We start from the raw sequence: 26,769 nt of genomic DNA, 5'->3' as shown, positions 1-26,769 counted from the left end.
GGACATCCATAAATCGAACGCTTCAGACCCGTTTTTCAAATCTTTTTTATATCTTTGCCAATTGTCAGAAAATTAGCGAAGAAATTTCTACCGATATGAAGTTCAAGGAGTATAAAGGCCTCGACCTGGCAGGCATAGCCGCCGACGTGCTCGGCGAATGGGACGCACGCGACACGTTCCACAAAAGCATCACGACCCGCGAGGGCCATCCCACGTTCGTATTCTACGAGGGTCCCCCCTCGGCAAACGGCATGCCCGGCATCCACCACGTCATGGCCCGCACGATCAAGGACGTATTCTGCCGCTACAAGACGCAGCAGGGCTACCTCGTGCACCGCAAGGCCGGATGGGACACTCACGGACTGCCCGTGGAACTGGGCGTCGAGAAGAAGCTCGGCATCACCAAGGAAGACATCGGCAAGAAGATCTCCATCGAGGAGTACAACCGCACGTGCCGCGAGGCGGTGATGGAGTTCACGGGCAAGTGGGAGGACCTCACGCGCAAGATGGGCTACTGGGTCAACATGGACGACCCGTACATCACCTACGACAACAAATACATCGAGACGCTGTGGTGGCTCCTGAAGCAGCTCTTCGACAAGGGGCTGCTCTACAAGGGCTACACCATCCAGCCCTACTCGCCCGCCGCCGGAACGGGTCTCTCGACCCACGAACTGAACCAGCCCGGCTGCTACCGCGACGTGAAGGACACGACCTGCACGTCGCAGTTCCGCGTGATCCGCGACGCGAAGAGCGAGAAACTCTTCGAAGGAATCGAAGGTGAACTCTATTTCCTGGCCTGGACCACCACGCCGTGGACGCTGCCTTCGAACACGGCGCTGGCCGTAGGCCCTGCGATCGAATACGTGAAGGTCAAGTGCCGCAACCCCTACACCGACCGGCCGCAGACGGTCATTCTGGCCAAAGAGCTACTGGGTTCCTACTTCACCAAGAAGATGGAAGGCACATACGAGATCATGGAGGGGAGCTGGAAAGGTCCCGAGCTGGAAGGCATCCGCTACGAGCAGCTGATCCCGTGGGTGAAGCCGGAAGGCGACGCCTTCCGCGTGATCGTCGGCGACTACGTGACCACCTCGGACGGTACGGGCATCGTGCACATCGCCCCGACGTTCGGCGCCGACGACGACCGTGTGGCCAAGGCCGCCGGCATCCCGCCGCTCTTCATGGTCGACCGCGCGGGCAAGAACCAGCCGATGGTCGACAGGCAGGGCAAATTCTTTTTGATCGAAGAGCTCGACCCGGAGTTCGTGAAGACGCACGTCGACGCCGCGAAATACGGGGAGTATGCGGGCCGCTACGTGAAGAACGCCTACGACGAGCGGCTGAGCGAGACCGACCCGACGCTGGACATCGACATCGCGGTGATGCTGAAAGCCGAAAACAAGGCCTTCAAGATCGAGAAGCACACCCACTCCTACCCCCACTGCTGGCGCACGGACAAACCCGTGCTCTACTACCCGCTCGACTCGTGGTTCATCCGCACCACGGCGCTGCGCGAGCGGATGATCGAACTGAACAAAACGATCCGCTGGAAACCCGAATCGACCGGAACGGGCCGCTTCGGCAAGTGGCTCGAAGGACTGGTGGACTGGAACCTCTCGCGTTCGCGCTTCTGGGGAACCCCGCTGCCCGTATGGGCCACGGAGGACTACTCCGAGGTGAAGTGCATCGGTTCGGTCGAAGAGCTGATGGCCGAAATAGAGCGTTCGATAGCGGCGGGCGTCATGCAGGAAAACCCGTACAGGAATTTCAGGGTCGGCGACATGTCGAAGGAGAACTACTCGACCGAGAACATCGACCTGCACCGCCCCTATGTCGATTCGATCGTGCTGGTCTCGTCGAAGGGCGAGCCGATGAGGCGCGAATCGGACCTGATCGACGTATGGTTCGACTCGGGCGCCATGCCCTATGCGCAGGTGCACTACCCGTTCGAGAACAAGGAGGGCTTCGGCCAGGTCTACCCCGCCGACTTCATCGCCGAGGGTGTCGACCAGACGCGCGGCTGGTTCTTCACGCTGCACGCCATCGCCTCGATGCTCTTCGACTCGGTGGCTTTCAAGAATATCATTTCGAACGGTCTGGTGCTGGACAAGAACGGCAACAAGATGTCGAAACGCCTGGGCAACGCCGTCGATCCATTCGAGGTGCTCGACACCTACGGAGCCGACGCGACGCGCTGGTACATGATCTCCAACTCGCAGCCGTGGGACAACCTCAAGTTCGACAGGGACGGCGTCGACGAAGTGCGCCGCAAATTCTTCGGAACGCTCTACAACACCTACTCGTTCTTCGCCCTCTACGCCAACGTGGACGGCTTCACGGGCCGTGAAGAGGAGGTTCCGATGGAGAAGCGTCCCGAAATCGACCGCTGGATCATCTCGCTCCTGAATACGCTGGTGAAGAACGTTACCGAATCTCTCGAAGACTACGACCCCACTCCGGCGGCCCGCGCCATTCAGGAGTTCGTGGGCGAAAACCTCTCGAACTGGTACGTGCGCCTCAACCGCAAGCGGTTCTGGGGAGGCGGCATGTCGGAAGACAAACTGGCGGCCTATCAGACGCTGTACACCTGTCTTGAGACCGTCACGATGCTCGCAGCGCCGTTCGCACCGTTCATCTCCGACCGCATCTTCACGGACCTCAACGCCGTGAGCGGCCGCCACAAGGACGAATCGGTGCATCTCGCGGCGTTCCCGACGGCCGACGAACGGCTGATCGACGCCCGCCTCGAAGAGATGATGTCGCTGGCGCAGAAGGTCTCGTCGATGGTGCTGGCCCTGCGCCGCAAAGTGTCGATCAAGGTGCGCCAGCCGCTGACCAAAATCCTGATCCCGGTGCTCGACCCCGCGACGGCGGAGCATATTTCGGCCGTGAAGAACCTCATTATGAACGAGGTCAACGTGAAGGAGATCGAGCTGATCGAAAAGACCACGGGGCTGATTACCAAACGCATCAAGCCCAACTTCAAGACCCTCGGGCCGCGTTACGGCAAGTGGATGAAGCAGATCGCCGCCCTCGTCGCGGAGTTCTCGCAGGAACGTATCGCCGAGGTGGAGGCCGCGCCGGAAACGGTGCTCGACCTCGGAGCGGAGCGGATCACCGTGACGCCCGCCGACTTCGAGATCACCTCGGAAGACATGCCCGGATGGCTCGTTGCCTCGGAGGGAAAACTCACCGTGGCGCTCGACATTACCGTCACCGAGGAGCTGAAAGCCGAAGGTGTGGCACGCGAGTTGATAAACCGCATCCAGAATATCCGCAAGGACTCCGGATTCGAGGTCACGGACAAGATCCGCGCAGAGATCGAACAGAAGCCCCTGGTGGCCGACGCAATCGCCCGATTCGCCGGTTACATCGCTTCGCAGACCCTCGCCGTGGAGGTCCGTCCGGCAGCGGAACCGGCAGGCGAAACGGTCGTCGAAACCGACGTGGACGACGAACCGCTGCGCATCGCCGTGACGCGGATATAGCCCCTTGATATATTCCGGTAAAATTTGGTAATATCGGAATTATTGCTTAATTTTACAGTAAACCTTAAAAGAGAGGAGATTATTATGGCAGACGAAAGAACCAGATACAGCGACGCCGAACTCGAAGAGTTCCGGCAGCTTATCCTGAAAAAGCTTGAGAACGCGCGTGCGGACTACGAGCTGCTGCGCGCCACGATCACCCATACCGCCGACAACGATACGGAAGACACATCGCCGACGTTCAAGGTGCTGGAGGAGGGCGCTGCAACTCTTTCCAAAGAGGAAAGCGGTCGTTTGGCTGCCCATCAGATGAAATTTATCCGCAACCTCGAAATGGCGCTCGTACGCATCGAGAACAAGACGTACGGCATCTGCAAAACGACCGGAAAGCTCATTCCCAAGGAGCGGCTGATGAAAGTGCCCCACGCCACGGAATGCATCGAGGCCAAAGAGGGCCGCAGATAAGGCGGGGAAGGGATGACCCCCATTCCACGCTGAACGGAAAATGGAAAAAGACGACCTTCGGGCCGTCTTTTTCGTCTTCTCCGGGGGAGGGCGTCGCGGCAAAGAAAAGAGAGGGATGGAAAACACCGATTATAAGCCATGCGGGGAGCTGCACCCGCCGCCGAGACGGAATAATCGGGATATGGGTATCGAATCCTCAATTTAGGCCCCTGTGTCGCACTTTTTGCCGAAAAAATCCGTTATCTTTGACACAATGTTCGCCCGGTTCTGCATATTTTCCCTGATCCTGATTGGGGCGGCAACGGTCCTCTCGGTCCGTGCCGCAGGACCCGGCACGCACGCCCCCGACCGGTTCACGCCCGACAGCGCCCGCGTGGCGAATCCCGATGCATCGGCGCGCAACCAGCGCCTCTACGACAGCATCCAGTCGAAAACCAGCCGGCGCGCCGTGCCGCGCATGCTTTACCGAATGCTCTTCGTAAAACCCGTGCTCGACACCACGATGAGCGGCCGCGTCACCGACGAGAGCCGCCTGCTGGAACCCTACGCCGGGAAAACCATCGGCGACATCACCATCGAACGCCAGCAGGTTTTCGACCCCGGCGGCAACCGGCTCGAACGCATGGCCAACAAAACCCACATGCTCACCCGCGACCGCGTCGTCCGGCGCGACCTGCTGTTCCGCTCGGGCGACAAGCTCGACCCGCAGCTCATCGTGCGCAACAAGCAGCTGATCCGCTCGCGCGACTACATCTCGGACATCGACGTCACGGTGCTCCCCGACGCGGTGGACTCGACACGCGTGAACCTCCTGATCACCACGCGCGACAGCTGGACCATCTCCGTCGACGGAGGATGGCATTCCGAGGGCCGGACGATGGTGGGGCTTTCCGACGCCAACATCTTCGGATCGGGCAACAAACTCAAATTTATGACCAACTTCAGCCGCAAGGACTTCTCCTACGGCGGCAACATGGTCGAATACGAAATCCCCAACCTGCTCGGGACCTTCTACACCGCCGAGATCGGCGGAGGGCGCGACTTCTACAACTCGACGCTCAACATGGGGCTGCGCAAAGAGTTCCTCAAACCGACGGACTACGAGATAGGCCTTACATACAGCGACATCAAAGCCAAGCGCTACATGATCGAACAGGACACGTCGCTGCTGGTGAAGGAGCGCAACCTCGACGTCTGGGGCGGCTACTCGCACTACCTGCGCGGGATCAAATCGAGCGTTTATCTCTCGGGACGCTACAACTACCGGCGCGTGAGCCGCAGGCCCCTCGTAGCCCCGGACTACAACCCCGCGCTGCACGACCAGGACGCCCTGCTGGTCGGCGGGGGTCTCTACCGCGAAAAATTCTACACGGCCAACATGATCTACGGATTCGGTACGCGCGAGTATCTCGCGACGGGCTACAAGGCCGAAGTGACGACGGGCTATTCGTGGGGCGAATTCAACGACGCCCTCTACCTCGGCGCGAGCTACGAAACGGGTGGATTCCGCGGACTGGGCTACATCATGGGCGGCTTCACGCTCGGAAGCTACATAGACCTCGAAAACGGCATGTGGCAGCGCAGCGCCGTAGATGTCGACCTGCGGTGGTTCTCCAACCTTTTCCTGTTCAAGCGCAGCCGCATCCGCCAGTTCCTCGCCTTCAACTACACGCAGGGCTGGAACCGTGCGACGGGCAGCGACGAGAGCATCCGCTTCACGCGCACCGACGGCCTGCAAGCCCTCAAGGAGTACATCATCGGAACCAACCGCATGATCCTCAACACCGAGACGGTGGTATTCACCCCCTACCAGCCGCTGGGATTCCGCATCGCCGTCTTCGGGTTCGCCGACTTCGGGCTGATCGGCTATTCGCCCAATATCTTCAAAAACGACTTCTTCACCTCGTTCGGACTGGGCGTGCGGCTGCGAAACGAACGGCTGGTGTTCAACACGATCCAGATCCGGCTGGGCGTGGCCTTCGGCAAACGCGGACTGGTCGAGAGCGAATATTTCCGCCTTTCGAACCCGACACGCATGGAGCAGTACCGCTACCGACCGACGCGGCCCGAGATCGTCGAATTCAAATAGGCACGCACAAAAAAGCGGAGGATTCCGTGGAATCCCCCGCCTTCGTGAACTTTTTATCTGCTTATGGTTTTTCCTTTAAGCCTTTACCTGCGGGCGCGGATCTCGACCACGCCGTTGCGCCCCTTCTCGCCGTAACGCTTCACGGCCTCGTCGCCCTTGTAGACCTCCATGCGCTTGATCTTCCCGGATTCCAGCCGTTCAACATCCTCTTTCGAGGCCTCCCTGCCGTTGATACGGATCAGCATGCCGTCGGGAAATCCGCCTTTCAGCGTCACCCTTCCCTTATAAACCGACATCGAACTCTCCGGCGTTCCTTGGATCGTCACCTTATCGGCATGCCCGGCGTCCGCCGAAAGTTTAAGCGACGTTCCCACCGCTTTCTGCATTTCGGAAAGCTGTGCCGAAGTCTCCTTGCGGGCCGCTTCAAGCTCCTTCTGGGCCTTGTCGAGCGCTTTCTGGGCCTGCTTCCAGTCATCGGAACTCATATACTTGCGGGCCAGTTTCAACCCTTCGCGGGCGGCTTCGATCCCGGCTCTCCCGGCTTCGATACCCTCCCGGGCCGACTTCGCGGCGGCTCTTTGCGCGGCAGCCGCCTGTTTGGTCGTAATCGTTATCACGCCCTCATACCCCTTGTCGGCAAACTCCCCGGGGAGATTCGTGCCTTTGATCACCGACATGCTTTCAATCTGATCCGGGTCGAGCGATTCGATTTCAGACACTTGTACGCCGTCGACGATAAATACAGGATTCGACTCGACCGACGAGCCGTTCTCGACCTTGAACCGATACGATTTCGCGATTCCGGCCGTATTCACCACAACCGTTCCGTCTTTCGGCCTCGTACCGTGACCGATCACCCGCACGGTTGTCGACTCGTTCGTCCCGGCGCTGTCCGCCCGGGTGACCGTCACGACTTTGCCTTTCAGTCCCGGGACCTGCGCCCCATCGCCCGGTTCTCCGGTCTTTTTGAGCGTTACAAGAATCACGCCGTCGGCGGCCTTTTCGCCGTACACAGCCATCGAAACGGAATCCTTGAGCACGGTGATCGCCTCGATCCGGTCGGCAGCGAGGCTGTCCATCGACTTCACCTCCCGGCCGTCGACCAGAATCAGCGGTTGTTGCCCATCGGAAAAAGATTTCGACCCCCGAATGTAAATCGTACTGGTTTCTTTTTTACCTTTGTCTTCCGGAAAGACATAAGCGGTTTCGGCGAAAGCCCCCAGGGCGACGGCCGTGAGCGGCAGGAGCAGGAGCGCCCTGGCCCCGGCCCACCGCGACGATTTTTTACGCAACATCATGGTAATACGGTTTTTAAGTTTACTGTGATTAAAGCTGTTGGCAATCGAGTACCACCTCCCGCCGGCAGCTTTCTTTATTAACAACATCTGGTAACTCCGGGCGTCGACGCCGCTGTCGAGCACCGCCTCGTCGGCTTCGTATTCGTGGATGGCCCGCAGTTCGCGGCGCAGCAGCCACATCGCGGGGTTGAACCATTGCAGGCAGCCCGCAACGTCGGTCACGATCAAATCGAGCGAATGACGCAGCCGCAGGTGCGCCCGTTCGTGAAGCAGAATCGCCCCGCCGTTTTCCGCCAGGTCCCTCTCGGACATCACGATATAGCGTCCCCAGCTGAAAGGCGTCACGGGCCGTTCCGTGCGCACCAGCACAGCCCCGTCCTCCAGCCGTTCGCGACGTCCGCCGCGGATCAGACGCAGGACTCCGATGAGCGAACAAAGCGTCCACAGCAGCGTGGCGGCCGCCCCGAGCAGGAATGCCGCCCCGGCGAGCATCTCCCACGGAAAAGGTTCGGAAAGCGGTTCGGCGAAGGCCGTCGCAACAGCCTCCCCGTCCGGGATTTCCGGCAGGACGGGGATTTCGCGGTAAACCGTGATCACGCACAGCGGCAGCACGAACGAGAGGAACATCGCCCCCAGAACCACGATCCGGTTGAAGCGGTGGAAGGTCTCACGGCTCAACAGCAATTTGAAAAAGAGGTAGAAGACAGCCAGGCAGACGCCGACTTTCAGGCTGTAAATCATCAGGTCGTACATGGCGCTATCGGTTTTGATTTTCGATGCGGTCGATCAGGCTGCGCAGTTCGCCGAGCGAGATCTTCTCCTCCTCGACCAGTGCCGAGACCGCCCCGAGGTAGGAATTCTCGAAATAGCGGCTGATCACGCTGCCGAGCGTCGAGCGCGAAAACTCCTCCTCGCTCACCACCGGATAGTATTGGTAGGTGCTGCCGAAGGAGTTGTGGGCGACATAGCCTTTGGCTTCGAGCGCGCGGACCATCGTCGAAAGGGTGTTGAAATGGGGTTTGGGATCGGGCGAAAGGGCCACCAGTTCGCGTACGAACAGCGGACCGTGCTCCCAGAAGCAGCGCATCAGCTCCTCTTCCCTGCGTGTCAGTTTTTCAGGATTCTCTTTCATATTTCACTCAAACAAGCTTTATCAGGTATCGTTTTCAGTTGAAACGGAGGCATTCCAGCATACGGCGGCGCAGCAAAACGCCCGGTCCGGTCCCGATGCGGCGAACGGCGCCCTCGCGGCCGACGATCCTGCCGAAGGCGTCCGACCGACGCCGGATTCGTCCCACGACTTCCCGGACACGCCCGGCCGGCAATGCTCCCTCCGGAACAGCCGCCCATCGCTTCATCGGTCCTTTTTCATGCACCCGGGAACAAAGGTAACTAAAAAAAATTCACATGCAACTATTTTACATAGTTTTTAAACTAAAAAATTTAGTTATGACTTTTTTCCGGAATTTGAAGATTAATCCGTATCTTTGAATTATGGTACTTATAGCCGACAGCGGATCGACCAAATGCACGTGGATCGCCAGCGACGGCGCACGGACGACAAACGTGCGCACGCAGGGGATCAACGCCGTGCAGCACTCGGCCGAACAGATACGCGAAGCCCTCGCGGAACTGCCGCCATGCGACGGCGTGACGAGCGTGAGATTCTACGGCGCGGGGTGCGGCGAGACCTTCCCGGAAGCGAGCGAGAAGCTGCGCCGGGAGTTGGAAGCGCACTTCGGAACGACGGACATTACGGTCGAATCGGACCTGCTGGGCGCGGTGCGGGCGCTCTGGGGCCGCGGGGAGGGCATCGCCTGCATCCTCGGCACGGGATCGAACTCCTGCCTGTGCCGCGACGGCGAAATCCTGAAAAACGTCCCACCGCTGGGCTATGTGCTGGGCGACGAGGGCAGCGGGGCCGTGCTGGGGCGCAACCTGGTGAACGGCATCTTCAAGGGGCACATTCCGCTGAAAGAGGAGTTTCTCGCGGCGCACGGGCTGAATTACGAGGAGATCATCCGCCGCGTCTACCGCGAGCCTTACGCCAACCGCTTTCTGGCCTCGTTCGCACCTTTCATACGCGCGCATATCGACCGCCCGGAGATCCGGGAGCTGGTACTCCGGTCGTTCCGCGACTTTGCGTCCCGCAACCTGAGCCGTTATCCGGCGGAACTCCCCGTATCGCTGCTGGGCGGCGTGGCGGCCCACTTCGAGGCGTTGCTGCGCGAGGCGCTGGAAGCGGAGGGCCGCCGCGTGGAAACCATTGTAGAATCGCCCGCCGAAGGGCTTTTGAAATACCACTATGGAAGATAGAATCACCGAACAGGATTCGGCCTACGACGACCTGCAACGGATGTCGGTGCACGACATCCTGACGGGCATCAACCGCGAGGACGCCCGTGTGCACGAAGCCGTGCGGCAGACCATCCCCGTCATGGAGCTACTCGTCGAACGCATCGTCGGGCGCATGCAGCGCGGAGGCCGGATGTTTTACATCGGCGCCGGGACGAGCGGCCGGCTGGGGGTCACCGACGCCTCGGAGCTGCCCCCGACCTACGGCGTGCCGTTCGACCGGGTGATCGGGCTGATCGCCGGAGGCGACGGCGCTTTGCGGCGGGCCGTGGAGCACGCCGAAGACGACACCGAAGGAGCCTGGCGCGACATGGCGCCCTACCACCCCACAGCCGGCGATGTGCTGATCGGCATCGCGGCATCGGGAACGACGCCCTACGTGATCGGCGGACTGCGCGCGGCGCGGCGCCACGGACTGCTGACCGGCTCGATCACCTGCAACCCCGCGTCGCCCGTAGCTGCCGAAGCGGAGTATGCGCTCGAAGCGGTCGTAGGACCGGAGTTCGTGACCGGATCGACGCGCATGAAGGCCGGAACGGCCCAGAAATTGATGCTCAACATGTTATCGACAGCCGTGATGATCCGCCTGGGGCGTGTCGAGGGCAACCGCATGGTCAACATGCAGCTGACCAACGACAAGCTCGTGGCCCGCGGAACGCGGATGGTCGCCGAAGCGTCGGGGCTTGACGAAACCGAGGCCCGCAAACTGCTGCTGCGCTGGGGTTCGGTGAAGCGGGCATTGGAGGAGATCGGAAAATAGACAAAACGAATACACACTTCGACGTACAAATCGCTTTCGACCGCCGTCATTGCCGCCTGCGGAGCCATCTACAAGCATGGCCCCGCCCCGGCCTCCCTCCGGAAGGGAGACGACGCATGCTCCCGGCAGTTGAAACGATAAAGCATATGACCGCATAAACAGAACAATGGCTAAACTTTTTTCCGACCGCGAAATACGCGCCATTGCGGTATTCCTGCCGTTGGCCGGGCTGCTGATCATAGCCCTGATGCTCGTACGCCCGGCAGCCGACCCCGAAGCGGCCCGCCGCGCCGAGGCCGAGATGGAGGAGGCGTTGCCCGCGGACAGCGTCGTGATGTCGCATTTCGACCCCAACACGGCCTCGCTCGACGACCTGCGGCGACTCGGGCTTACGAAGCACGAAGCGGTGAGCCTGCTGAAATACCGCGCCGCGGGCAAAGTGTTCCGCATACCCGAGGACCTGACGCTCTGCTACGGCATCAGCGACTCGCTCTACCGGCGGCTCGAACCCTGGGTGCGCATCGGCCGCAAATACGCCATCGCACCCGAAAAATACCGCACGGGGCGCATTCTCCCCGAACCGCTCGCACCCGGGCCGTTCCGCATCGACACCGTGAGCGCCCGCTACCTGCGCGCCATCGGGGCCTTGTCGAAGCGTCAGGCCGAGGCGTTCATCCGCTGGCGGGATTTGAGCGGCATCTACGACATGGAGGACCTGCGCGAATGCTACGTCGTGAGCGACTCGGTGGCCGCGGCGCTGGAACCCTACGTCATCTTCCCGGAACGGAAGGCGCGGCCGATCGAACAGCCCGTGGAGCTGAACACGGCCGATTCGGCGACGCTGCGCTCGGTTGTGGGCATCGGTCCCAGGACCGTCGTGGCGATCATGCACTACCGCGAACGGCTCGGCGGATTCGTCCGCGCGGAGCAACTCGCAGAGGTTCCGGGAGTGCGGGAACGCAATTATGAAAAAATTTTGAAACAAATTTACTGCGATAGTTGCAAAATTCGGAAAATTGATATTAACTTTGCAAGTCCGAAAGTGCTGGGGAAACACCCCTACATAGCACCGCAGGCATTACGAAAATTGCTGAAAGCAAGACAGTTGAAAGGAGGTTGGAGTACCGCTGGAGAATTGGTGGAACAGAACATATTGACCCGCGAGGAGGCAGCACGGCTGGCTCCTTATCTGCAATTCGGGTCGGACAGCGGACCTGCCGACGAATAAAACGACCGTTTTTGGGGAAGATGCATCGAGGATGCGCACCCCGCAGTTTTCAGAACGAACAAACAGATTCAAAACAACAAAAAACAAAGAATATTATGATTATCATGCCGGTAAAAGAGGGCGAAAACATCGAGCGCGCCCTGAAAAAGTTCAAACGTAAATACGAGCGCACGGGCGTCCTGAAGGAGCTTCGCCGCCGCCAGTACTTCACCAAGCCTTCGATCGCGAAGCGCGAGGCGATGCAGCACGCCATTTACGTGGAACACATGTACCGCGACGACGAATAATTTCCGCAAGATATGAAACCAGAACCGGGAACACTCCGAAAGGAATGTTCCCGGTTTTTCTATGCCGTAATCAGCCCGATCAGCGCAGGAACAACAGTTCGCGATACTTCGGCAGCGGCCAGATCTGATCGTCGACGATCTCTTCCAGCTTGTCGATATGGCGGCGGATCTCGTCGAAGCAGACAGCCACGGTATCGTGGTAGGCAATGGCCTTTTCACGCGGGTCCTCGATCCGGTTGGCAACCTTGCGGGCGTCGATCATCTCGCCGGTGAGTTTCTGGATCGAGGCCGTATGGTCCTGAATCTTCTTGATAAGCAGAATGTCCGACGAGGCGTTCAGCCCTCCGATCTGATGCATCTTATAGACCTTGTCGAGCAACTGCGCCTCGTATTTCGAAGCGATCGGCACGATGTGGTTCATCGCCAGGTCGCCCAGCACGCGGCCTTCGATCTGGATTTTCTTGGTATAGGTCTCCCACTTCACCTCGGTGCGGGCTTCGAGTTCGACCTTGGTGAAAACCCCCATATCGCCGAACATCTTCAGGCTCTCCCTGTCCAGGTAGCGGTCGAAGATCAGCGGCGTCGACGTCTCGCAGTCCAGACCGCGCCGCTTCGCCTCGGCCTTCCACTCGTCCGAATAGCCGTTGCCGTCGAACCGGATGGCCTTGCAGGCCTTGATCATCTGCTTGAGCACCTCGTAAATGGCCCTCTCCTTCTTGGCCCCGGCCTCGATCTTGGCGTCCACGGCCTTCTTGAACTCGGTCAGTTCGTATGCCATCGCCGAGTTGAGCACGATCATCGCCTCGGCGCAGTTGTCCGACGAACCCACGGCGCGGAACTCGAAGCGGTTGCCCGTGAAGGCGAACGGCGAGGTGCGGTTGCGGTCGGTGTTGTCCAGCAGCAGCGTCGGGATGTGCGAAATGCCGCTCATCTTGAAGACGTTCTTGGCGTCGAAACGGATGGCATCGTCGCCCTTCGATGCGGCCAGCTTGTCCAGCACGGCCGACACCTGCGTTCCGAGGAAGGTCGAAATGATGGCGGGAGGCGCCTCGTTGGCGCCCAGCCGGTGAGCGTTCGTCGCGCTCATAATCGACGCCTTCAGCAGGCCGTTGTGCTTGTAAACCGCCGAAATGGCGTTCACCAGGAAAGTGATGAACTGGAGGTTCTCCGAAGCGGTCTTGCCCGGACCGAGCAGGTTCACGCCCGTATCGGTTCCCAGCGACCAGTTGTTGTGCTTGCCCGATCCGTTGATCCCCTTGAAGGGTTTTTCGTGCAGCAGCACGCGGAACTGGTGACGGCGGGCGATCTTGTCCATAATGGTCATCAGCAACTGGTTGTGGTCGTTGGCCAGGTTGGCCTCCTCGTAAACCGGAGCCAGCTCGAACTGACTGGGAGCCACCTCGTTGTGGCGCGTCTTGACCGGAATTCCCAACTTCAGGCACTCGTATTCGAGGTCCTTCATAAAGGCCATCACACGCGTCGGAATCGCCCCGAAATAGTGGTCTTCCAACTGCTGGTTCTTGGCCGACTCGTGTCCCATGAGCGTACGCCCCGTGAGCATCAGGTCGGGACGCACGGCCCAGAGGCTCTCGTCCACGAGGAAATATTCCTGCTCCCAGCCCAGGTAGGAAAAGACCTTCTCGACATTCTTGTCGAAATAGCGGCACACCTCCGTGGCGGCCTTGTCGATGGCCGTCAGCGAGCGCAGCAGGGGCACTTTGTAGTCGAGCGCCTCGCCCGTATAGGCGATGAAGACGGTAGGGATACAGAGCGTCGTGTCGACGATGAAGGCGGGCGACGTGGGGTCCCAGGCCGAGTAGCCGCGGGCCTCGAACGTATTGCGGATGCCGCCGTTGGGGAACGACGAGGCGTCGGGCTCCTGCTGCACGAGCAGCTTGCCGGAGAACTCCTCCAGCACGCCGCCCTGACCGTCCGGCTCGGCAAAGGCGTCGTGTTTCTCGGCCGTACCGCCCGTCAGGGGTTGAAACCAGTGGGTATAGTGGTCCGCACCGTGCTCCAGCGCCCACTGGCGCATACCCGCCGCGATGCTGTCGGCAACTTCGCGCGTAAGCGGCGTGCGTTTTTCCATCGTGTCGAGCAGGGCCGCATAGGTGCGCTTGTCGAGATACTTCCGCATAGCCGCACGTCCAAATACCTTCTTTCCGAAGTAGTCCGACGAGCGTCCCTCGGGAACTTTCACCTCGACGGCCGTGTGATTTATGGCCGCATCGACCATCTTGAATCTGAGTAATGATGACATATACCTGACTGATTAAGGGTTTAGTGTTCGTAGAAAAAACCGCGCGGGGAAGGACCCGATAATTGCAAACTAAAACCTAACCTGAAATTCAACCGGACAACTGCCTCCCGGCAGGACCTGCCGACCTAACTAACCCGGGGCCGCTCCCCCGCTGCGGTACATCTTTCGTTCCGGCTACAAATGTACGAATTATTCCGTTACGTTGTTTTTACAAAATCACCGTTTTTTCAAAAAACAGCTGTTTTTTTCATCATTTTCCCGAAAAAACAACCATTTTTCGCCACACACACCCGAAATTTTCAGTCATTTCCCGAAAAACAGCCTCATTTTTCACGAAAAATCCCCAAAATGCATTTTCCCGTTTTCCCAAAAATAAGCAGAAATAAAGACCATTTTTCAACCATTCAACCACACCGGAGACAGCATCCGCGCCGGGCCGTCCGGAAATGCGGCGGGCGGCGAAATCCGGAAAAATTCCGCCGCACTGTTATTTTCGTAACAATTTCTTGTTACAATTCGGTAATTAATTTGTAACTTTACGTGCAATTTTGAAACAGAACGAAACTACACACATACTAATCTCTAAATAGTCATGGCAAATACCAAACGTGAAAAGCTGTTCACCGAGTTCCCGCCGGTCCCGACCGAAAAGTGGGAAGAGGTGATTACAGCCGACCTGAAAGGAGCCGATTACGAGCGCAAGCTGGTGTGGCGTACGGGAGAAGGATTCAACGTCCGCCCCTACTACCGCGCCGAAAACCTCGAAGGCATCCGTTTTCTGGGCTCGCAGGCAGGCGAGTTCCCGTACGTCAGAGGTACGCGCAGCCACAATCGCTGGCGCGTGCATCAGACCGTCGAGGTAAAATGTCCCAGGGAGGCCAACGCCGAGGCGCTGAAACTCCTCAACTCGGGCGTCGATTCATTGGGCTTCTCAATCGCGAAGGAGGGCTTCACGGCCGAAGAACTCGATCAGCTGCTCGCCGGAATCTCGATCCCGGCCATCGAAATGGTCTTCTGCGGCGCGCAGACGGGCAGCATCGCCGAACTGGTGATCGCCAAGCTCGAAAAGGAAGGCACTGCCTCCGAGGCGCACGTGGCCTTCTCGATCGACCCGCTGGTCAAGGGACTGTCGCAGAAAGGCGACTTCTGCTCGCCCAACGGCGAAAAGTGCTTCGCGAAGATCGCCTCGCTGATCGAAAAGACCCGCGAGTACAAGCACATCCGTATCGTGACCGTCTCGGCCGGCATCTTCTCGAACGCCGGATCGACCATCGTCGAGGAGCTGGCGTTCGCCCTCTCGGCCGGTAACGATTACATCGCGCGCCTGACCGACGCCGGCGTGGACGCCGAGCTGGCGGCCCGCAAGCTGCGCTTCTCGTTCTCGGTCACCTCGAACTACTTCCTCGAAATCGCCAAGTTCCGCGCGGCGCGCATGCTGTGGGCCAACATCGTCAAGGGTTACAACCCCTCGAAGAACTGCGCCTGCAAAATGCACATCCACGCCCGCACGGCAGACTGGAACCAGACCGTTTACGATCCCTATGTCAATATGCTCCGCGGCACGACGGAGGCCATGTCGGCCACCATCGCCGGCGTACATTCGCTGGAGGTGACGCCGTTCGACGCCGCGTTCGAAAGCCCCACGGAGTTCTCGAAGCGCATCGCCCGCAACGTCGAACTGCTCCTGAAGCACGAATCGCACTTCGACCAGGTGGTAGACCCCGCAGGCGGCTCGTACTACGTGGAGAACCTCACGCAGTCGATCGCCGCCGAGGCCTGGAAGCTCTTCCTCGAAATCGAGGAGAAGGGCGGCTACGCCGAGGCCTACAAGGCCGGCTTCATCAAGGAGCGCGTGGAGGCTTCGGCCGCCGCCAAGGACAAGGCCATCGCAACGCGCCGCCAGACGCTGCTCGGCGCCAACCAGTTCCCCAACTTCACGGAGGTGGCCCCGAAGGAGATCACCGCCGAAGCCGTCACCCGTCCCGCTGCCGAAGGCAACGTCCTCACGCCCTACCGCGGCGCCATGGCCTTCGAGGCGATGCGCCTGCACGTGGACCGCTCGGGCAAACAGCCCAAGGCGTTCATGCTCACCTGCGGCAACCTGGCGATGGCCCGCGCCCGCGCCCAGTTCTCGTGCAACTTCTTCGCCTGCGCCGGAATCCGCGTGCAGGACAACACCTTCTTCAAGTCGATCGAGGAGGGCGTGAAGGCCGCACTCGAATCGAAAGCCGAGATCGTGGTGGTCTGCGCTTCGGACGACGATTACGCAGAGGCCGCACCGAAGGTGAAGGAGCTGCTCGCCGGCAAAGCCATTCTCGTAGTCGCAGGCGCTCCCGCATGCGCACCCGAACTGGAGGCCCAAGGCATCACGAACTTCATCTCGGTGAAGTCGAACGTCCTGGAGACTCTGAAGTTTTATCTTAAAGAAATGGGCATCTGATCATGAGAGCTAAATTTTCAGAACTGACATACGAAGCAGGCGGGCAGAAGAGCTGCTGCGCCTCGAAAGGCTGCGGACAGGTGGAGCCGTGGCTGACGGCCGAGCGCATCCCCGTCAAGGGCGCCTATACGGCCGAAGACCTCGAAGGCATGGAGCACCTGAACTACGCGGCAGGCATCGCCCCGTTCCTGCGCGGCCCCTACTCGACGATGTACGTGATGCGTCCGTGGACCATCCGTCAGTACGCCGGATTCTCGACCGCCGAGGAGTCCAACGCATTCTACCGCCGCAACCTCGCCGCCGGACAGAAAGGTCTGTCGGTGGCCTTCGACCTGGCAACGCACCGCGGTTACGACGCCGATCACCCGCGCGTGGTGGGCGACGTGGGCAAGGCCGGCGTGTCGATCTGCTCGGTGGAGGACATGAAGGTGCTCTTCAACGGCATTCCGCTCGACCGAATGTCGGTGTCGATGACCATGAACGGCGCCGTGCTGCCGATCCTCGCCTTCTACATCGTGACGGGCCTGGAGCAGGGCTGCACGCTCGACCAGCTGGCCGGTACGATCCAGAACGACATCCTCAAGGAGTTCATGGTGCGCAACACCTATATATATCCGCCCGAGTTCTCGATGCGGATCATCGCCGACATCTTCGAGTACACCTCGAAGAACATGCCCAAGTTCAACTCAATCTCGATTTCGGGTTACCACATGCAGGAGGCGGGCGCCACGAACGACATCGAGCTGGCCTACACGCTGGCCGACGGTCTGGAGTACCTGCGCGCCGGCGTCAACGCAGGCATGTCGATCGACGCCTTCGCACCGCGTCTGTCGTTCTTCTGGGCCATCGGCATGAACCACTTCATGGAGATCGCCAAGATGCGCGCCGCGCGTATGCTGTGGGCCAAGATCGTTAAACAGTTCAACCCCAAGAACCCCAAGTCGCTGGCGCTGCGCACCCACTCGCAGACCTCGGGCTGGTCGCTCACCGAGCAGGACCCGTTCAACAACGTGGCCCGCACGGCCATCGAGGCCATGGGCGCCGCGCTGGGACACACCCAGTCGCTGCACACCAACGCCTTGGACGAGGCGATCGCCCTGCCGACCGACTTCTCGGCGCGTATTGCGCGTAACACGCAGATCTACATTCAGGAGGAGACCAACATCTGCCGCGAGGTCGACCCGTGGGCAGGTTCCTACTACATCGAGACGCTGACCAACGAGATCGCCCATAAAGCCTGGGAGCGCATCGAGGAGGTCGAGAAGCTGGGCGGTATGGCCAAGGCCATCGAGACCGGCATTCCGAAGATGCGCATCGAGGAGGCTTCGGCCCGCAAGCAGGCCCGCATCGACTCCGGCGAGGAGAAGATCATCGGCATCAACGAATACCGTCTGGAGAAGGAGGCCCCGATCGACATTCTTGCCGTGGACAACACGGCCGTGCGCGAGAGCCAGATCAAGCGACTCAAGGAGCTGCGCGCCAACCGCGACGAAGCTGCCGTGAAGAAGGCGCTGGCCGCCATCACCGAGTGCGTGAAGACCAAGCAGGGCAACCTGCTCGAACTGGCCGTCGAGGCCGCCAAGGTCCGCGCCTCGCTGGGCGAAATCTCCGATGCCTGCGAAGTGGTCGTAGGCCGCTACAAAGCTGTTATCCGTTCCATTTCAGGTGTTTACTCTTCAGAAGTGAAAAACGACAAATCCTTCGAGCGCGCCAAGGAGCTGTGCGCCGAATTCGCCAAGAAAGAGGGCCGTCAGCCGCGCGTGATGATCGCCAAGCTCGGCCAGGACGGACACGACCGCGGCGCCAAGGTGGTCGCTACGGGTTATGCCGACATCGGCTTCGACGTCGACATGGGTCCGCTGTTCCAGACTCCGGAGGAGGCCGCCAAGCAGGCCGTCGAAAACGACGTGCACGTAGTCGGCGTATCGTCGCTGGCCGCCGGCCATCTGACGCTCGTGCCGCAGATCATCGCCGAGCTGAAGAAGCTGGGCCGCGAGGACATCATCGTCATCGTCGGCGGCGTGATCCCCGCGCAGGACTACGATGAACTCTACCGCGACGGCGCCGCCGCCATCTTCGGCCCCGGTACGCCGATCGCCACGGCAGCCATCAAGATCCTCGAAATCCTGCTCGCCGAGTAAATTCCCGGCTCCGACAAGAGAAACGCCGCGGTCGCAAGACCGGGGCGTTTTTTGTTCCGGAGCACTTCGGGAGGGACTTTTTTCACCCGCCAAAGACCGGAACGGGAGTTTTTGCATTATCTTTACGACTGAAATACACAAATTCATTCATTCCAACGTTCCATTCGCATGAAGAAAACCCTCATTCTGTTGCTTGCCTGCTGTGCCTGCATCCGGTCGCAGGCGCAGACTCCGGAGGCAGCCGCCGCACCGGAACCCTCCGTAACCCGGACCGACAGCACCCTGACATTCCCCGAACCTGAATTCATCGGCCAGGCATTGGCTATCCGGCCCGACAACAGAACCGAGCAGCTCGTTCAGGAGAGCCTGGCTCCCCGCCACCGTTCGTCCACCGGGCAGAAACTGTTCGGCATCGGAAAGAACCACATCGACGAAATGACGCTGAAAGGCGCGCAGTCCCCCGTCCGGCTCCGGAAGAGCGACGGCATCGCCTTTATCATCCGCGTTCCGGACAACCTGATCGACCCGATGTCGGTGATCAGCGTCTTCCGGTTCAAGGTCAAGAAGAAGATGCGGATCGCCGAATACGCGTCGGTCGGAACCTTCGGCGACCAGCAGCGCAACACGCTGGAACGGCAGCCCTTCACCTCGCGCCGGTTCGGAAGCAGCTCCTACCTCATCATCCTGAAAGGCGTCGAGACCGGAGAATACGGCATCACGGTCGATGCGCTGGGCAGTCTCAACGTTTCGACATTCGGGGTGGACGAATAAACCCGCGTTCCATGACAAACAATCCCCGCAACCTCGGTTGCGGGGATTGTTCTTTCGGCAGCCGGCAATGGGATCACAGGCAGGCCTCCAGAATCCGGCGGGCCATGGCGCCGTCGACGTTCTGCGCCTCGCCGAACCGATCGCCCGCAGCCGTGAAGCGGCGTTCGATCTCGGCGATGGTCTCTTCGCCGATACCCTCCTCCGAAAGGCGTGTCGAGAGGCCCAGCGAACGGAAGAACGCCTCGTTGGCCGCAATCGTGCGGTCGATGCGCTCCTCCTCCGAACCGCCGGCAATGCCCCAGATACGCTCGCCGTATTGCAGCAGTTTGCCGCGTTTCTGCCCGCGCAGCACGCGCAGCGTACCGTTGATGACAATGGCCAGCGTCGCACCGTGCGTCAAGCCGTGCAGCGCCGTCAGCTCGTGGCCGATCATGTGCGTCGCCCAGTCCTGCGTCACGCCCATACGGATCATGTCGTTCAGGGCCAGCGTCGCCGAAAGCATGTATTCCGACATCGTGTCGTAATCGCGCTCGTCCGCCAGCGCTTTGGGAGCGATTTCGACCACCGTATGCAGGATGCCTTCGGCCCAGCGGTCCATCAGCCGCGACTGATGGGGCGTAGTCATATACTGCTCCAGCACATGCACGAAAGTATCCGCAAGTCCGCAGGCTACCTGACGCTTCGGCAGCGAATAGAGCGTCTCGGGATCGAGGATCGAGAAGACCGGATAATCGCCGTAGAAAGCATATTTTTCCTTGGTCTCGTAGCGCGAAATGACCGCCCCGGAGTTCATCTCGGAACCCGTGGCCGACATGGTGAGGACCGTAGCCAGCGGCACGGTCTTGCCGGCCTGCCCCTTGAGCACGATGTCCCATGCATCGCCGTCGTAGAGAAGGCCCGCAGCGATGAGTTTCGTACCGTCGATGACCGACCCGCCGCCGACAGCCAGCAGGAAGTCCACCTTCCGCTCTTTGCCCAGCGCAATGGCTTCGCGCAGGGTCTCGACCGACGGATTCGCCTCGATGCCCCAGAACTCGACCAGGTCGCGGCCTTCGAGTGCGGCGACGACCTGATCGTAGACGCCGTTACGCTTGACGCTTCCGCCGCCGAAGGTCAGCATGATGCGTTTTCCGGCGGGAATGAGCTTCGGCAGACGGGCGATCTGGCCCTTGCCGAAAACCAGTTTGGTCGGATTGTGATAGATGAAGTTGTTCATGGCGAATATTTATTTATCCTATTACGAAGAGAATGAATGACCGGACGGCTCCGAAACCGGATTGCACCTGGTTTGACAGGGCCTCCGGCTGTTAAAAGAGCCGTTACGCCTCTAAAGATACGAAAAAAGCCGGACTGCGCAGAGAATTCTCCGCTAATTTTCAATCTTTGCGGTGAGAGCTGCCGGTTTGTGCTTAAACGAAGCAGAGCGCGGATGGGTGTACCGAAGTACGTCCCATTCGCGCCCTGCAGGAGCAAGTGCAAAGATGCACCGTAAAATCAATCGTTTAGAAGTACTTGCCGCGCAGGTCCTGAATCTTGGCCATCTGCTGGATAGCCGGGATGGCGAACTGCTGGGCCATGCCCTCGGCCATGGCCTGGGCGCGAACTTTCTCGCCTTCGGCGGTCTGCTTGTCGTCGGTCTTGACATCCCCGACCTCGAAGACATAGACGCCCGAAAGTCCCTTCACGGGAGCCGACAGGGCACCCTTCTCGGCCGATGCGATGGCGCCCACCAGACGAGGCTCCATGCCCACGCCGTTCACGTAGAACGAACCGAAAGTCACATCGGAGAAGTCCTCCACCTCCGAGCCGAGACTTGCAGCCTGTTCGGCGAGGGTCGAACCCGAAAGGCTCTTGACGATATAATCGTATTTTTTGTCGCGAAGAAGCTGCGAACGGATCTGGGCCGAAACCTTATTCAGCGGTGCGTACTCATTGTCGTCGATCTCGGTCAGCGTGGCAATCACGTAGTCCTTGCCTACATTGAAGATCGCCGAAAGGTCGCCCTCCTTCGCTCCGTAGGCCCAGCGGGCCACCTCGCGCGAATCCTCAAGGCCGCGGATCGTACGGTCGCCCTGGGCAATCGCAGCCACGCGGGGCGTCACGGCAGCCGTCGAAGCGGCATCTGCGAATGCGGCGGCCGAACCCTTGGCGTTGACCATGAACGAACCGGCCTGGTTGTGCACGTCGCGGCGCGTGGCGGCCGAAGCCTCCACGGGATAGGTGATCGTAGCCACCTGCACGTGTTTCGAAGGTTTGTCGGCACGGTATACCTGCATCAGCTGGATGGCGTCGCCCGAAGCGATCTTCACGATGTCGCCCTGTCTGGCATTGGCCAAAGCGGCGGCGAACTCGCCCGTGAAGGCCGAGAAAGGCAGCACTCCCACTTCACCGCCGTTGGCGGCCGTAGCGTCGTAAACCGAATAACGGGCAGCGGTCTGCGCGAAATCGCCCCCCTTCTTCAGCACCGTCAGCAGGCTGTCGGCAAGCGCCTCCTGCGCATAGGGCAGCACGATATGACGTACGCCCACCGAGTCGGGAACCATCTTCGAATCGAGCGCGCGGGACATCGTCCACTCGTTGTTCTTCAGCACGGGACCGTACATCTCGCCCGCCATCAGCGCCTTGGCCTCCTCGTCGGAGAGCTGTGCGGCGGAAACGTAGCTGTCGGCGATCTTGCCGTTGCGGTTGGCGCGGACGAAGGTCTTCACCTCCTCGGCGGCGGCGAACTCCCGGCCCACCTCCGTCACGCTCTTCTCAAGCGCCAGCAGGTCGTCGTCCGTGGGGGAGACCTCGAATACGACATACGAAATCGTACGCGACGGGGTCTGCTTGAACTGGTTCTTATGGCTGTTGTAGTAAGCCTTCACATCACCCGACGACACCTTGACGAGCGAATCGGGAACGGCCGAGAACTTCTTGCCGGCCCACTTGCCCGAGAAAGACTTGTTGGCGGCCTCGACACCGCGGGCGACCTCCAGCGAATTGACGTAAACGCCGCCCTTCACCAGTCCGAAGTACTTCTGCACCTCGCGCTCCAGACGGGCCTGCTCGTTGAGCTGCGCCCAGGCATTGGCCGCCTCGGGGTTGGTCTCGGCCTGCGCGAGGAACTGGCTGATGGCAGCCACGCTGTACTCGCCCGTGCGGGGATCGGCGAAAGCATTGTAGAAAGCCTGCGAAGGATGCTGTCCGCTGACCATCGCCAGACGCTCCGGCTCGGTGACGCGAAGTCCCATCCGGTCGAAACCGGGCGTCAGCACGTGCTTGGCGATCAGCGCCTGCCAGGCGGCATTGGCCAGCATGGCCGACTGCTGCTCGTCGCTCTCCGGCATGTTGTTCTGCGACTTGATCGTCTCGTACTGGTCGTAGTACTCCGAATAGTTGATCTTCTCGCCGTCGATCACACCGACACGCGGGTCGTTGCCCGAGAAGCCCATTTCAGTCTTCAGAGAGAGGATGAATGCCAAGAGGGCCAGTGCGATGATGATCGAAAGCACGATGCCGAACTTGGTTCGTAAAGTGTTTAAACTTGCCATATAAATTGTTAATTATTCGTATTGTTTCGAATTATCAGCCAAAGGTAGTAAAATTAATTGTAAAAAGAACAGAATAAAAGTAAAAATATACGCACGCTTCGCCCCCCCTAATCCCCGCCGGGACGGGAATTTACCGGAAAGGCGGCGGAATCCGGCCCACGCTACAATTTCTTCACCCGCGCCAGTTCGATGCGCGAACGCGTCGTACGGAGAATCCGCAATTGCAGGCCGCCGATGAAAACCGTCTCCCCGGCGGTGGGAATACCCTCGTAATTGAAGATGATGAAACCGGCCAGCGTGTCGTATTCCTTGCTCTCCTCGATGCCGAGGTTGTATTTTTCATTCAGGTATTTCACCTCCAGGCGGCACGAGAGAACATACTCGTCGGGGCCGACCTGCTTTTCGGTGAGGTCCGGAATGTCGTGCTCGTCCTCGATCTCGCCGAAAATCTGCTCCAGCACGTCTTCGAGCGAAATGACGCCCGCCGTGCCGCCGAATTCGTCGATCACAACGGCGATGTTCGAACGGTGCTTGATAAAATTCTCCAGCATCAGCTGCAAAGGCATGGTCTCGGGCACGAAATTGACCTCCATCATCACGTCGGCGATCTGCCGGGGCCGCGTGAAAAGGCTTTTCGAATTGACGTAGCCCACGATGTTGTCGATCGACTTGCGCCAGACGAAGATACGCGAATATTTCGAGTCGACGAAACGCGCCGTGAGCTGTTCGATCGAGGTGTCGTCGATGTCCACGGCCTCGACGTCCACACGCGGAACCATGCAGTCCCTGACGCGCAGGTCGGCGAAATCCAGCGCGTTCTGGAAGAGTTTCAGCTCGTTGTCCGGTTCCGAATGCTGCTCCGGGCTGTTCGTGTCGAGCAGCGCCGCAAGGTCCTCGCGGTCGAAACTCGGAGTGATGTTCCGCTCCTCGACGCGGCGGCCCAGAAGGTGCAGAATGCCGTGGGAAAGCAGCGTCGTGAAACGCGCCACCGGATAGAGTACGATGTAGAAAAAATAGATCACCGGCGCCAGCGCGCGGTAATAGAAATTGGGATTGTTCCTGAAAATCGACTTGGGGAGAAACTCGGCGAAGAAGATGATGATGACCGTCGAAACGGCGGTGTCCACGGCGACCGAGCCGCTCCGGGCGAGCTGCTCCCACCCCAGCGAGGCATAGATGCTGCGCAGAAGCAGCGACATCGCCAGCGAATAGACGACCAGTGCGATGTTGTTGCCCACGAGGATCGTGGTGATATACTGCCCCGGATGGCGGGCGAAAACCTCGGCAATCTGGTCGAACATGCGGTTCTGCTTGCGGTCGATCTCCAGCTTGAGACGGTTCTTGCTCGTAAAGGCAATCTCCATCCCCGAGAAAAAAGCCGACAGCAACAGCATTACGACAATCAGGACGACGGTGGTGAGCATCGCTTTCAGTTTTTGAGTTTGGGTTCGACGGAAACCTGCTCCTCCCGGGAGCCGTCCAGCATTTTCAGCGGCCGGCGCTCAACTTCCGCCTCGGGTCTTCCGACCTGCCTTTCAGCCGGTCCGGCGGGAATCTCCCGGGCCGGAGCGGCCCTCCCGGATTCGGACGTCCGGACGGCGGACCGACTGTCGGAGGGCCGGCTGTCGGAGGGTTTCGGAACCGGGCGCACGGACGTGGAATCCGTGGCCGCAGAGTCGGCGCTCTGCTTCATCTCGACCTCCATACGGCCCTTCATGCGGCGAAAACGCCAGTCCTTGAACTCCTCGTCCGATTCGAAACCTTCGCCGATGAAGACATCGCGGCCGTTGTTCTGCACGATCTTCGAATCGACGTTCGAATAGATTTTCTTGGTCCGCGCATTCCAGAACAACTGCTGGGTGTAGAGGGTCTTGCCGTCGGATTTCTCGACGACGACGTTGCCCTTGGCCTCCCACAGTTCGCGGTTCTCGTAATAGATGGCGTAGTTGGCCGTCAGCACGGCGTCCACCGTGGTCAGCGAATCGTTCTGGTAGGTAGTGATCTTCACGCCCTTGCGGAATTCGCGGTAAGGTTCGCGGGCCAGCGAATAACCTTCGAGCAGCGGCGTGACGAAATGGTACGACCGGCGGCCGTTCTGCGACATCACGACCGAAAGGTCCTCGCTGTATTCGGTCATCATCGTCTCCTCGGAAGCCGACGCGCGGCCCGCATCCTTGTCCGCACACGAGAATAGCAAGATAGCACTCCCCGTCACGGAGAGTGCTACCCTGATCGTTCTTGTCATGCGTTTTCCCATCGAAGCCTGTCGGGAGCGTGTTTTTTAGCGGGCACGGACGGTGGTGGTGATACCGGCGGCCGTTCCGCAGGTCACCGTATAGCGCGCACCCTCCTGCAACTCGTTGAAGAAGCACTCCTCCGAGCTGGGGAAAACCGAACGGAACTTGCCGAGGGAACTCTTGGCGTGCTCCATGTACTCCGAATCGGCCGGGAGCAGCTCGACCGCCTTGGCCATCGTATCGTAAGCGGCCCAATAGGTCGCCAGACCGGCGAAACCGCCGCACGAACCTGCCGACGAAGCATAGCACTGCGCCAGGATGAAGTACGGAACGCCGTCCTCGGGATCCAGGTCGCGGGCCTGGCGCGCAGCGGCGGCAGCGCCCGGAATGTCGTTGGACACGAGGCCCACCAGCGCGATGCGCACGAGCAGTTTCTGACGCTCGGCGGGGTCTTTCTCGACATCCAGCGCCTCGTTCAGGTAGGTCTTCGCCTTTACATAGTCCTTCTTGTTCTGGAAAGCCTGGGCCAGGAACATGGCCGTCTCCGACGAAGGCTTCACCTGATAGTATTTCTCGGCGATCGAGAAGTAGAAATCACCGTCGCACTTAGCGCGCGACATCAGAGCCACGGCCTGCGAAAGCAGCGCCTCGTCGTCGGGAGCGGCGGCCAGCTTGCCCTTGAAGAGTCTTTCGAGATTCTCGCAGCTTGCGGCGCCGCTCAATCCGAACGCAGCGTCGAACTGGCTCTTGTACTCGGCGGCAGCGGGGTTCTTCTCGAAGAATGGCGTCAGACGGTCGTACTCGGCGATGATCTCGTCGGGCATCACCTCGTCGGTATTCCTGTAATCGTCGCAGAGGTTCGAGAAATAGGCCACGACGGTCTCGGGATCGGTGTTGTCGCCGCCGGCCTCGATGGCTGCGCGGAACGCTTCGCGGATACCCTTGCGGTCGGCGGGTTTGTACATCAGATACTCACGGGCCTTGCGGTCGAGGATATAGGGCGTGCCGTACTTGGGATGGTCGCCGAAATACTCGTTGCGCAGGTCGTAAACGATCATCAGCGAGTCGGTGTAGGTGTTTTTCTCGGCGATGCTCTTGGCGCGCGCGATCTTGTTCTTATAAAGCGTGATGCCGCGCACAAAGGTATTCTGCGAAGCCTTCGGACATTTGTCGAGCAGCTCCTTGAGGTAATGCGCGGCAGCGTTGTAATCCTTGTTGTCGAGCGACTCCTTGAGGAAGTTGCTGTTCAGAATGTTCTGCTCCCGCTCCTGAGGAGTGTCACCCCAGACCGCGTACTTCGGATCACTGAAATCTTGCTGTGCCATCGCTGCGACTGCAAAAAGCGCACACGCAGCAGAAAGCAGGAATTTAACGTTTTTCATCGGTCAGATTAATTTTTGTGTTTCTATCTTTT

At 59.9% G+C, this 26,769-nt stretch carries 19 protein-coding genes; 10 read left to right on the top strand and 9 right to left on the bottom strand.

All coding sequences use genetic code 11. The features are described from left to right. The first annotated feature begins 95 nt into the window (after positions 1 to 95). The 3 genes from ileS (at position 96) to DWW03_RS07400 (ending at position 6,045) form a co-directional block, all read left to right on the top strand. The gene (gene ileS, locus DWW03_RS07410) at positions 96 to 3,491 is read left to right on the top strand and encodes an isoleucine--tRNA ligase (RefSeq protein WP_118406577.1); all 3,396 of its coding nucleotides are present in this window, start codon (positions 96 to 98) and stop codon (positions 3,489 to 3,491) included. An 84-nt stretch (positions 3,492 to 3,575) separates the two neighbouring features. Next, positions 3,576 to 3,956, top strand: a complete 381-nt coding sequence (locus tag DWW03_RS07405) for a TraR/DksA family transcriptional regulator (protein WP_015547888.1) — start codon at positions 3,576 to 3,578, stop codon at positions 3,954 to 3,956. A 253-nt stretch (positions 3,957 to 4,209) separates the two neighbouring features. After that, on the top strand, positions 4,210 to 6,045 hold the full coding sequence (locus tag DWW03_RS07400; RefSeq protein WP_022061138.1) for a hypothetical protein: 1,836 nt from the start codon (positions 4,210 to 4,212) through the stop codon (positions 6,043 to 6,045). A gap of 83 nt (positions 6,046 to 6,128) precedes the next feature. Here the strand turns inward: DWW03_RS07400 and DWW03_RS07395 are convergent, their stop codons facing one another. From DWW03_RS07395 to DWW03_RS07385, 3 genes are read right to left on the bottom strand one after another with little or no spacing between them, the layout of a single operon-like run. Next, on the bottom strand, positions 6,129 to 8,096 hold the full coding sequence (locus DWW03_RS07395; RefSeq protein WP_118406576.1) for a TonB-dependent receptor plug domain-containing protein: 1,968 nt from the start codon (positions 8,094 to 8,096) through the stop codon (positions 6,129 to 6,131). A 4-nt stretch (positions 8,097 to 8,100) separates the two neighbouring features. Further along, the gene (locus DWW03_RS07390; protein ID WP_015547891.1) at positions 8,101 to 8,475 is read right to left on the bottom strand and encodes a BlaI/MecI/CopY family transcriptional regulator; all 375 of its coding nucleotides are present in this window, start codon (positions 8,473 to 8,475) and stop codon (positions 8,101 to 8,103) included. Between the two features lie 34 nt (positions 8,476 to 8,509). Beyond that, on the bottom strand, positions 8,510 to 8,701 hold the full coding sequence (locus DWW03_RS07385; protein ID WP_118406575.1) for a hypothetical protein: 192 nt from the start codon (positions 8,699 to 8,701) through the stop codon (positions 8,510 to 8,512). A gap of 136 nt (positions 8,702 to 8,837) precedes the next feature. Here DWW03_RS07385 and DWW03_RS07380 point away from each other — a divergent pair, with 136 nt between their 5' ends. The 4 genes from DWW03_RS07380 (at position 8,838) to rpsU (ending at position 11,973) form a co-directional block, all read left to right on the top strand. Next, on the top strand, positions 8,838 to 9,659 hold the full coding sequence (locus DWW03_RS07380) for an ATPase (protein WP_118406574.1): 822 nt from the start codon (positions 8,838 to 8,840) through the stop codon (positions 9,657 to 9,659). Next, positions 9,649 to 10,458 (top strand): N-acetylmuramic acid 6-phosphate etherase, encoded by an 810-nt coding sequence (murQ, locus tag DWW03_RS07375; protein WP_118406573.1) that lies wholly within the window; start codon positions 9,649 to 9,651, stop codon positions 10,456 to 10,458. Before DWW03_RS07380 ends, murQ begins: the two co-directional genes overlap by 11 nt. A 166-nt stretch (positions 10,459 to 10,624) precedes the next feature. After that, the gene (locus DWW03_RS07370; protein WP_118406572.1) at positions 10,625 to 11,686 is read left to right on the top strand and encodes a helix-hairpin-helix domain-containing protein; all 1,062 of its coding nucleotides are present in this window, start codon (positions 10,625 to 10,627) and stop codon (positions 11,684 to 11,686) included. A gap of 95 nt (positions 11,687 to 11,781) precedes the next feature. Continuing rightward, the gene (rpsU, locus tag DWW03_RS07365; RefSeq protein WP_015547895.1) at positions 11,782 to 11,973 is read left to right on the top strand and encodes a 30S ribosomal protein S21; all 192 of its coding nucleotides are present in this window, start codon (positions 11,782 to 11,784) and stop codon (positions 11,971 to 11,973) included. A 79-nt stretch (positions 11,974 to 12,052) separates the two neighbouring features. Here the strand turns inward: rpsU and DWW03_RS07360 are convergent, their stop codons facing one another. Further along, positions 12,053 to 14,209 (bottom strand): glutamine synthetase III, encoded by a 2,157-nt coding sequence (locus tag DWW03_RS07360; protein ID WP_022061144.1) that lies wholly within the window; start codon positions 14,207 to 14,209, stop codon positions 12,053 to 12,055. Positions 14,210 to 14,825: 616 nt separating this feature from the next. Here DWW03_RS07360 and DWW03_RS07355 point away from each other — a divergent pair. The 3 genes from DWW03_RS07355 to DWW03_RS07345 all read left to right on the top strand — a co-directional run bounded on the left by DWW03_RS07355 (position 14,826) and on the right by DWW03_RS07345 (position 19,585). Next, positions 14,826 to 16,673, top strand: a complete 1,848-nt coding sequence (locus DWW03_RS07355; RefSeq protein WP_015547898.1) for a methylmalonyl-CoA mutase family protein — start codon at positions 14,826 to 14,828, stop codon at positions 16,671 to 16,673. Positions 16,674 to 16,675: 2 nt separating this feature from the next. Then, complete coding sequence (scpA, locus tag DWW03_RS07350; protein WP_118406571.1) at positions 16,676 to 18,814, top strand: methylmalonyl-CoA mutase; 2,139 nt, start codon at positions 16,676 to 16,678, stop codon at positions 18,812 to 18,814. Positions 18,815 to 18,982: 168 nt separating this feature from the next. Beyond that, complete coding sequence (locus DWW03_RS07345) at positions 18,983 to 19,585, top strand: hypothetical protein (protein WP_022061054.1); 603 nt, start codon at positions 18,983 to 18,985, stop codon at positions 19,583 to 19,585. A gap of 73 nt (positions 19,586 to 19,658) precedes the next feature. Here DWW03_RS07345 and DWW03_RS07340 read toward each other — a convergent pair whose 3' ends face one another. The 5 genes from DWW03_RS07340 to DWW03_RS07320 form a co-directional block, all read right to left on the bottom strand. Beyond that, complete coding sequence (locus DWW03_RS07340; RefSeq protein ID WP_015547901.1) at positions 19,659 to 20,801, bottom strand: iron-containing alcohol dehydrogenase; 1,143 nt, start codon at positions 20,799 to 20,801, stop codon at positions 19,659 to 19,661. A 286-nt stretch (positions 20,802 to 21,087) separates the two neighbouring features. Then, positions 21,088 to 23,118, bottom strand: a complete 2,031-nt coding sequence (locus DWW03_RS07335) for a peptidylprolyl isomerase (RefSeq protein WP_118406570.1) — start codon at positions 23,116 to 23,118, stop codon at positions 21,088 to 21,090. Positions 23,119 to 23,279: 161 nt separating this feature from the next. Next, on the bottom strand, positions 23,280 to 24,542 hold the full coding sequence (locus tag DWW03_RS07330; protein WP_022061052.1) for a hemolysin family protein: 1,263 nt from the start codon (positions 24,540 to 24,542) through the stop codon (positions 23,280 to 23,282). A 5-nt stretch (positions 24,543 to 24,547) separates the two neighbouring features. Further along, positions 24,548 to 25,363, bottom strand: coding sequence for an LPS export ABC transporter periplasmic protein LptC (lptC, locus tag DWW03_RS07325; protein ID WP_022061051.1), 816 nt, complete (start codon positions 25,361 to 25,363; stop codon positions 24,548 to 24,550). Between the two features lie 36 nt (positions 25,364 to 25,399). Beyond that, positions 25,400 to 26,737, bottom strand: coding sequence for a tetratricopeptide repeat protein (locus DWW03_RS07320; protein WP_022061050.1), 1,338 nt, complete (start codon positions 26,735 to 26,737; stop codon positions 25,400 to 25,402). Positions 26,738 to 26,769 lie beyond the last annotated feature (32 nt).

This window comes from Alistipes sp. AF14-19 (assembly GCF_003461645.1).
Taxonomy (GTDB): domain Bacteria; phylum Bacteroidota; class Bacteroidia; order Bacteroidales; family Rikenellaceae; genus Alistipes; species Alistipes shahii.
Note: the sequence above shows the minus strand (reverse complement) of the source record. Positions and strands in the feature narration are given on the sequence as shown.

Excerpts from the sequence above, each read along its gene's own strand:
- DWW03_RS07395 (WP_118406576.1), bottom strand. The coding sequence starts at position 8,096 with ATGTACGACCTGATGATTTACAGCCTGAAAGTCGGCGTCTGCCTGGCT.
- DWW03_RS07380 (WP_118406574.1), top strand. The coding sequence starts at position 8,838 with ATGGTACTTATAGCCGACAGCGGATCGACCAAATGCACGTGGATCGCC.
- DWW03_RS07400 (WP_022061138.1), top strand. The coding sequence starts at position 4,210 with ATGTTCGCCCGGTTCTGCATATTTTCCCTGATCCTGATTGGGGCGGCA.
- ileS (WP_118406577.1), top strand. The coding sequence starts at position 96 with ATGAAGTTCAAGGAGTATAAAGGCCTCGACCTGGCAGGCATAGCCGCC.
- DWW03_RS07360 (WP_022061144.1), bottom strand. The coding sequence starts at position 14,209 with ATGGTCGATGCGGCCATAAATCACACGGCCGTCGAGGTGAAAGTTCCC.
- DWW03_RS07320 (WP_022061050.1), bottom strand. The coding sequence starts at position 26,737 with ATGAAAAACGTTAAATTCCTGCTTTCTGCTGCGTGTGCGCTTTTTGCA.
- DWW03_RS07390 (WP_015547891.1), bottom strand. The coding sequence starts at position 8,475 with ATGAAAGAGAATCCTGAAAAACTGACACGCAGGGAAGAGGAGCTGATG.
- DWW03_RS07370 (WP_118406572.1), top strand. The coding sequence starts at position 10,625 with ATGGCTAAACTTTTTTCCGACCGCGAAATACGCGCCATTGCGGTATTC.
- rpsU (WP_015547895.1), top strand. The coding sequence starts at position 11,782 with ATGATTATCATGCCGGTAAAAGAGGGCGAAAACATCGAGCGCGCCCTG.
- DWW03_RS07335 (WP_118406570.1), bottom strand. The coding sequence starts at position 23,118 with ATGGCAAGTTTAAACACTTTACGAACCAAGTTCGGCATCGTGCTTTCG.
- lptC (WP_022061051.1), bottom strand. The coding sequence starts at position 25,363 with ATGACAAGAACGATCAGGGTAGCACTCTCCGTGACGGGGAGTGCTATC.
- DWW03_RS07385 (WP_118406575.1), bottom strand. The coding sequence starts at position 8,701 with ATGAAGCGATGGGCGGCTGTTCCGGAGGGAGCATTGCCGGCCGGGCGT.
- DWW03_RS07340 (WP_015547901.1), bottom strand. The coding sequence starts at position 20,801 with ATGAACAACTTCATCTATCACAATCCGACCAAACTGGTTTTCGGCAAG.
- DWW03_RS07345 (WP_022061054.1), top strand. The coding sequence starts at position 18,983 with ATGAAGAAAACCCTCATTCTGTTGCTTGCCTGCTGTGCCTGCATCCGG.
- DWW03_RS07405 (WP_015547888.1), top strand. The coding sequence starts at position 3,576 with ATGGCAGACGAAAGAACCAGATACAGCGACGCCGAACTCGAAGAGTTC.
- DWW03_RS07355 (WP_015547898.1), top strand. The coding sequence starts at position 14,826 with ATGGCAAATACCAAACGTGAAAAGCTGTTCACCGAGTTCCCGCCGGTC.
- scpA (WP_118406571.1), top strand. The coding sequence starts at position 16,676 with ATGAGAGCTAAATTTTCAGAACTGACATACGAAGCAGGCGGGCAGAAG.
- murQ (WP_118406573.1), top strand. The coding sequence starts at position 9,649 with ATGGAAGATAGAATCACCGAACAGGATTCGGCCTACGACGACCTGCAA.
- DWW03_RS07330 (WP_022061052.1), bottom strand. The coding sequence starts at position 24,542 with ATGCTCACCACCGTCGTCCTGATTGTCGTAATGCTGTTGCTGTCGGCT.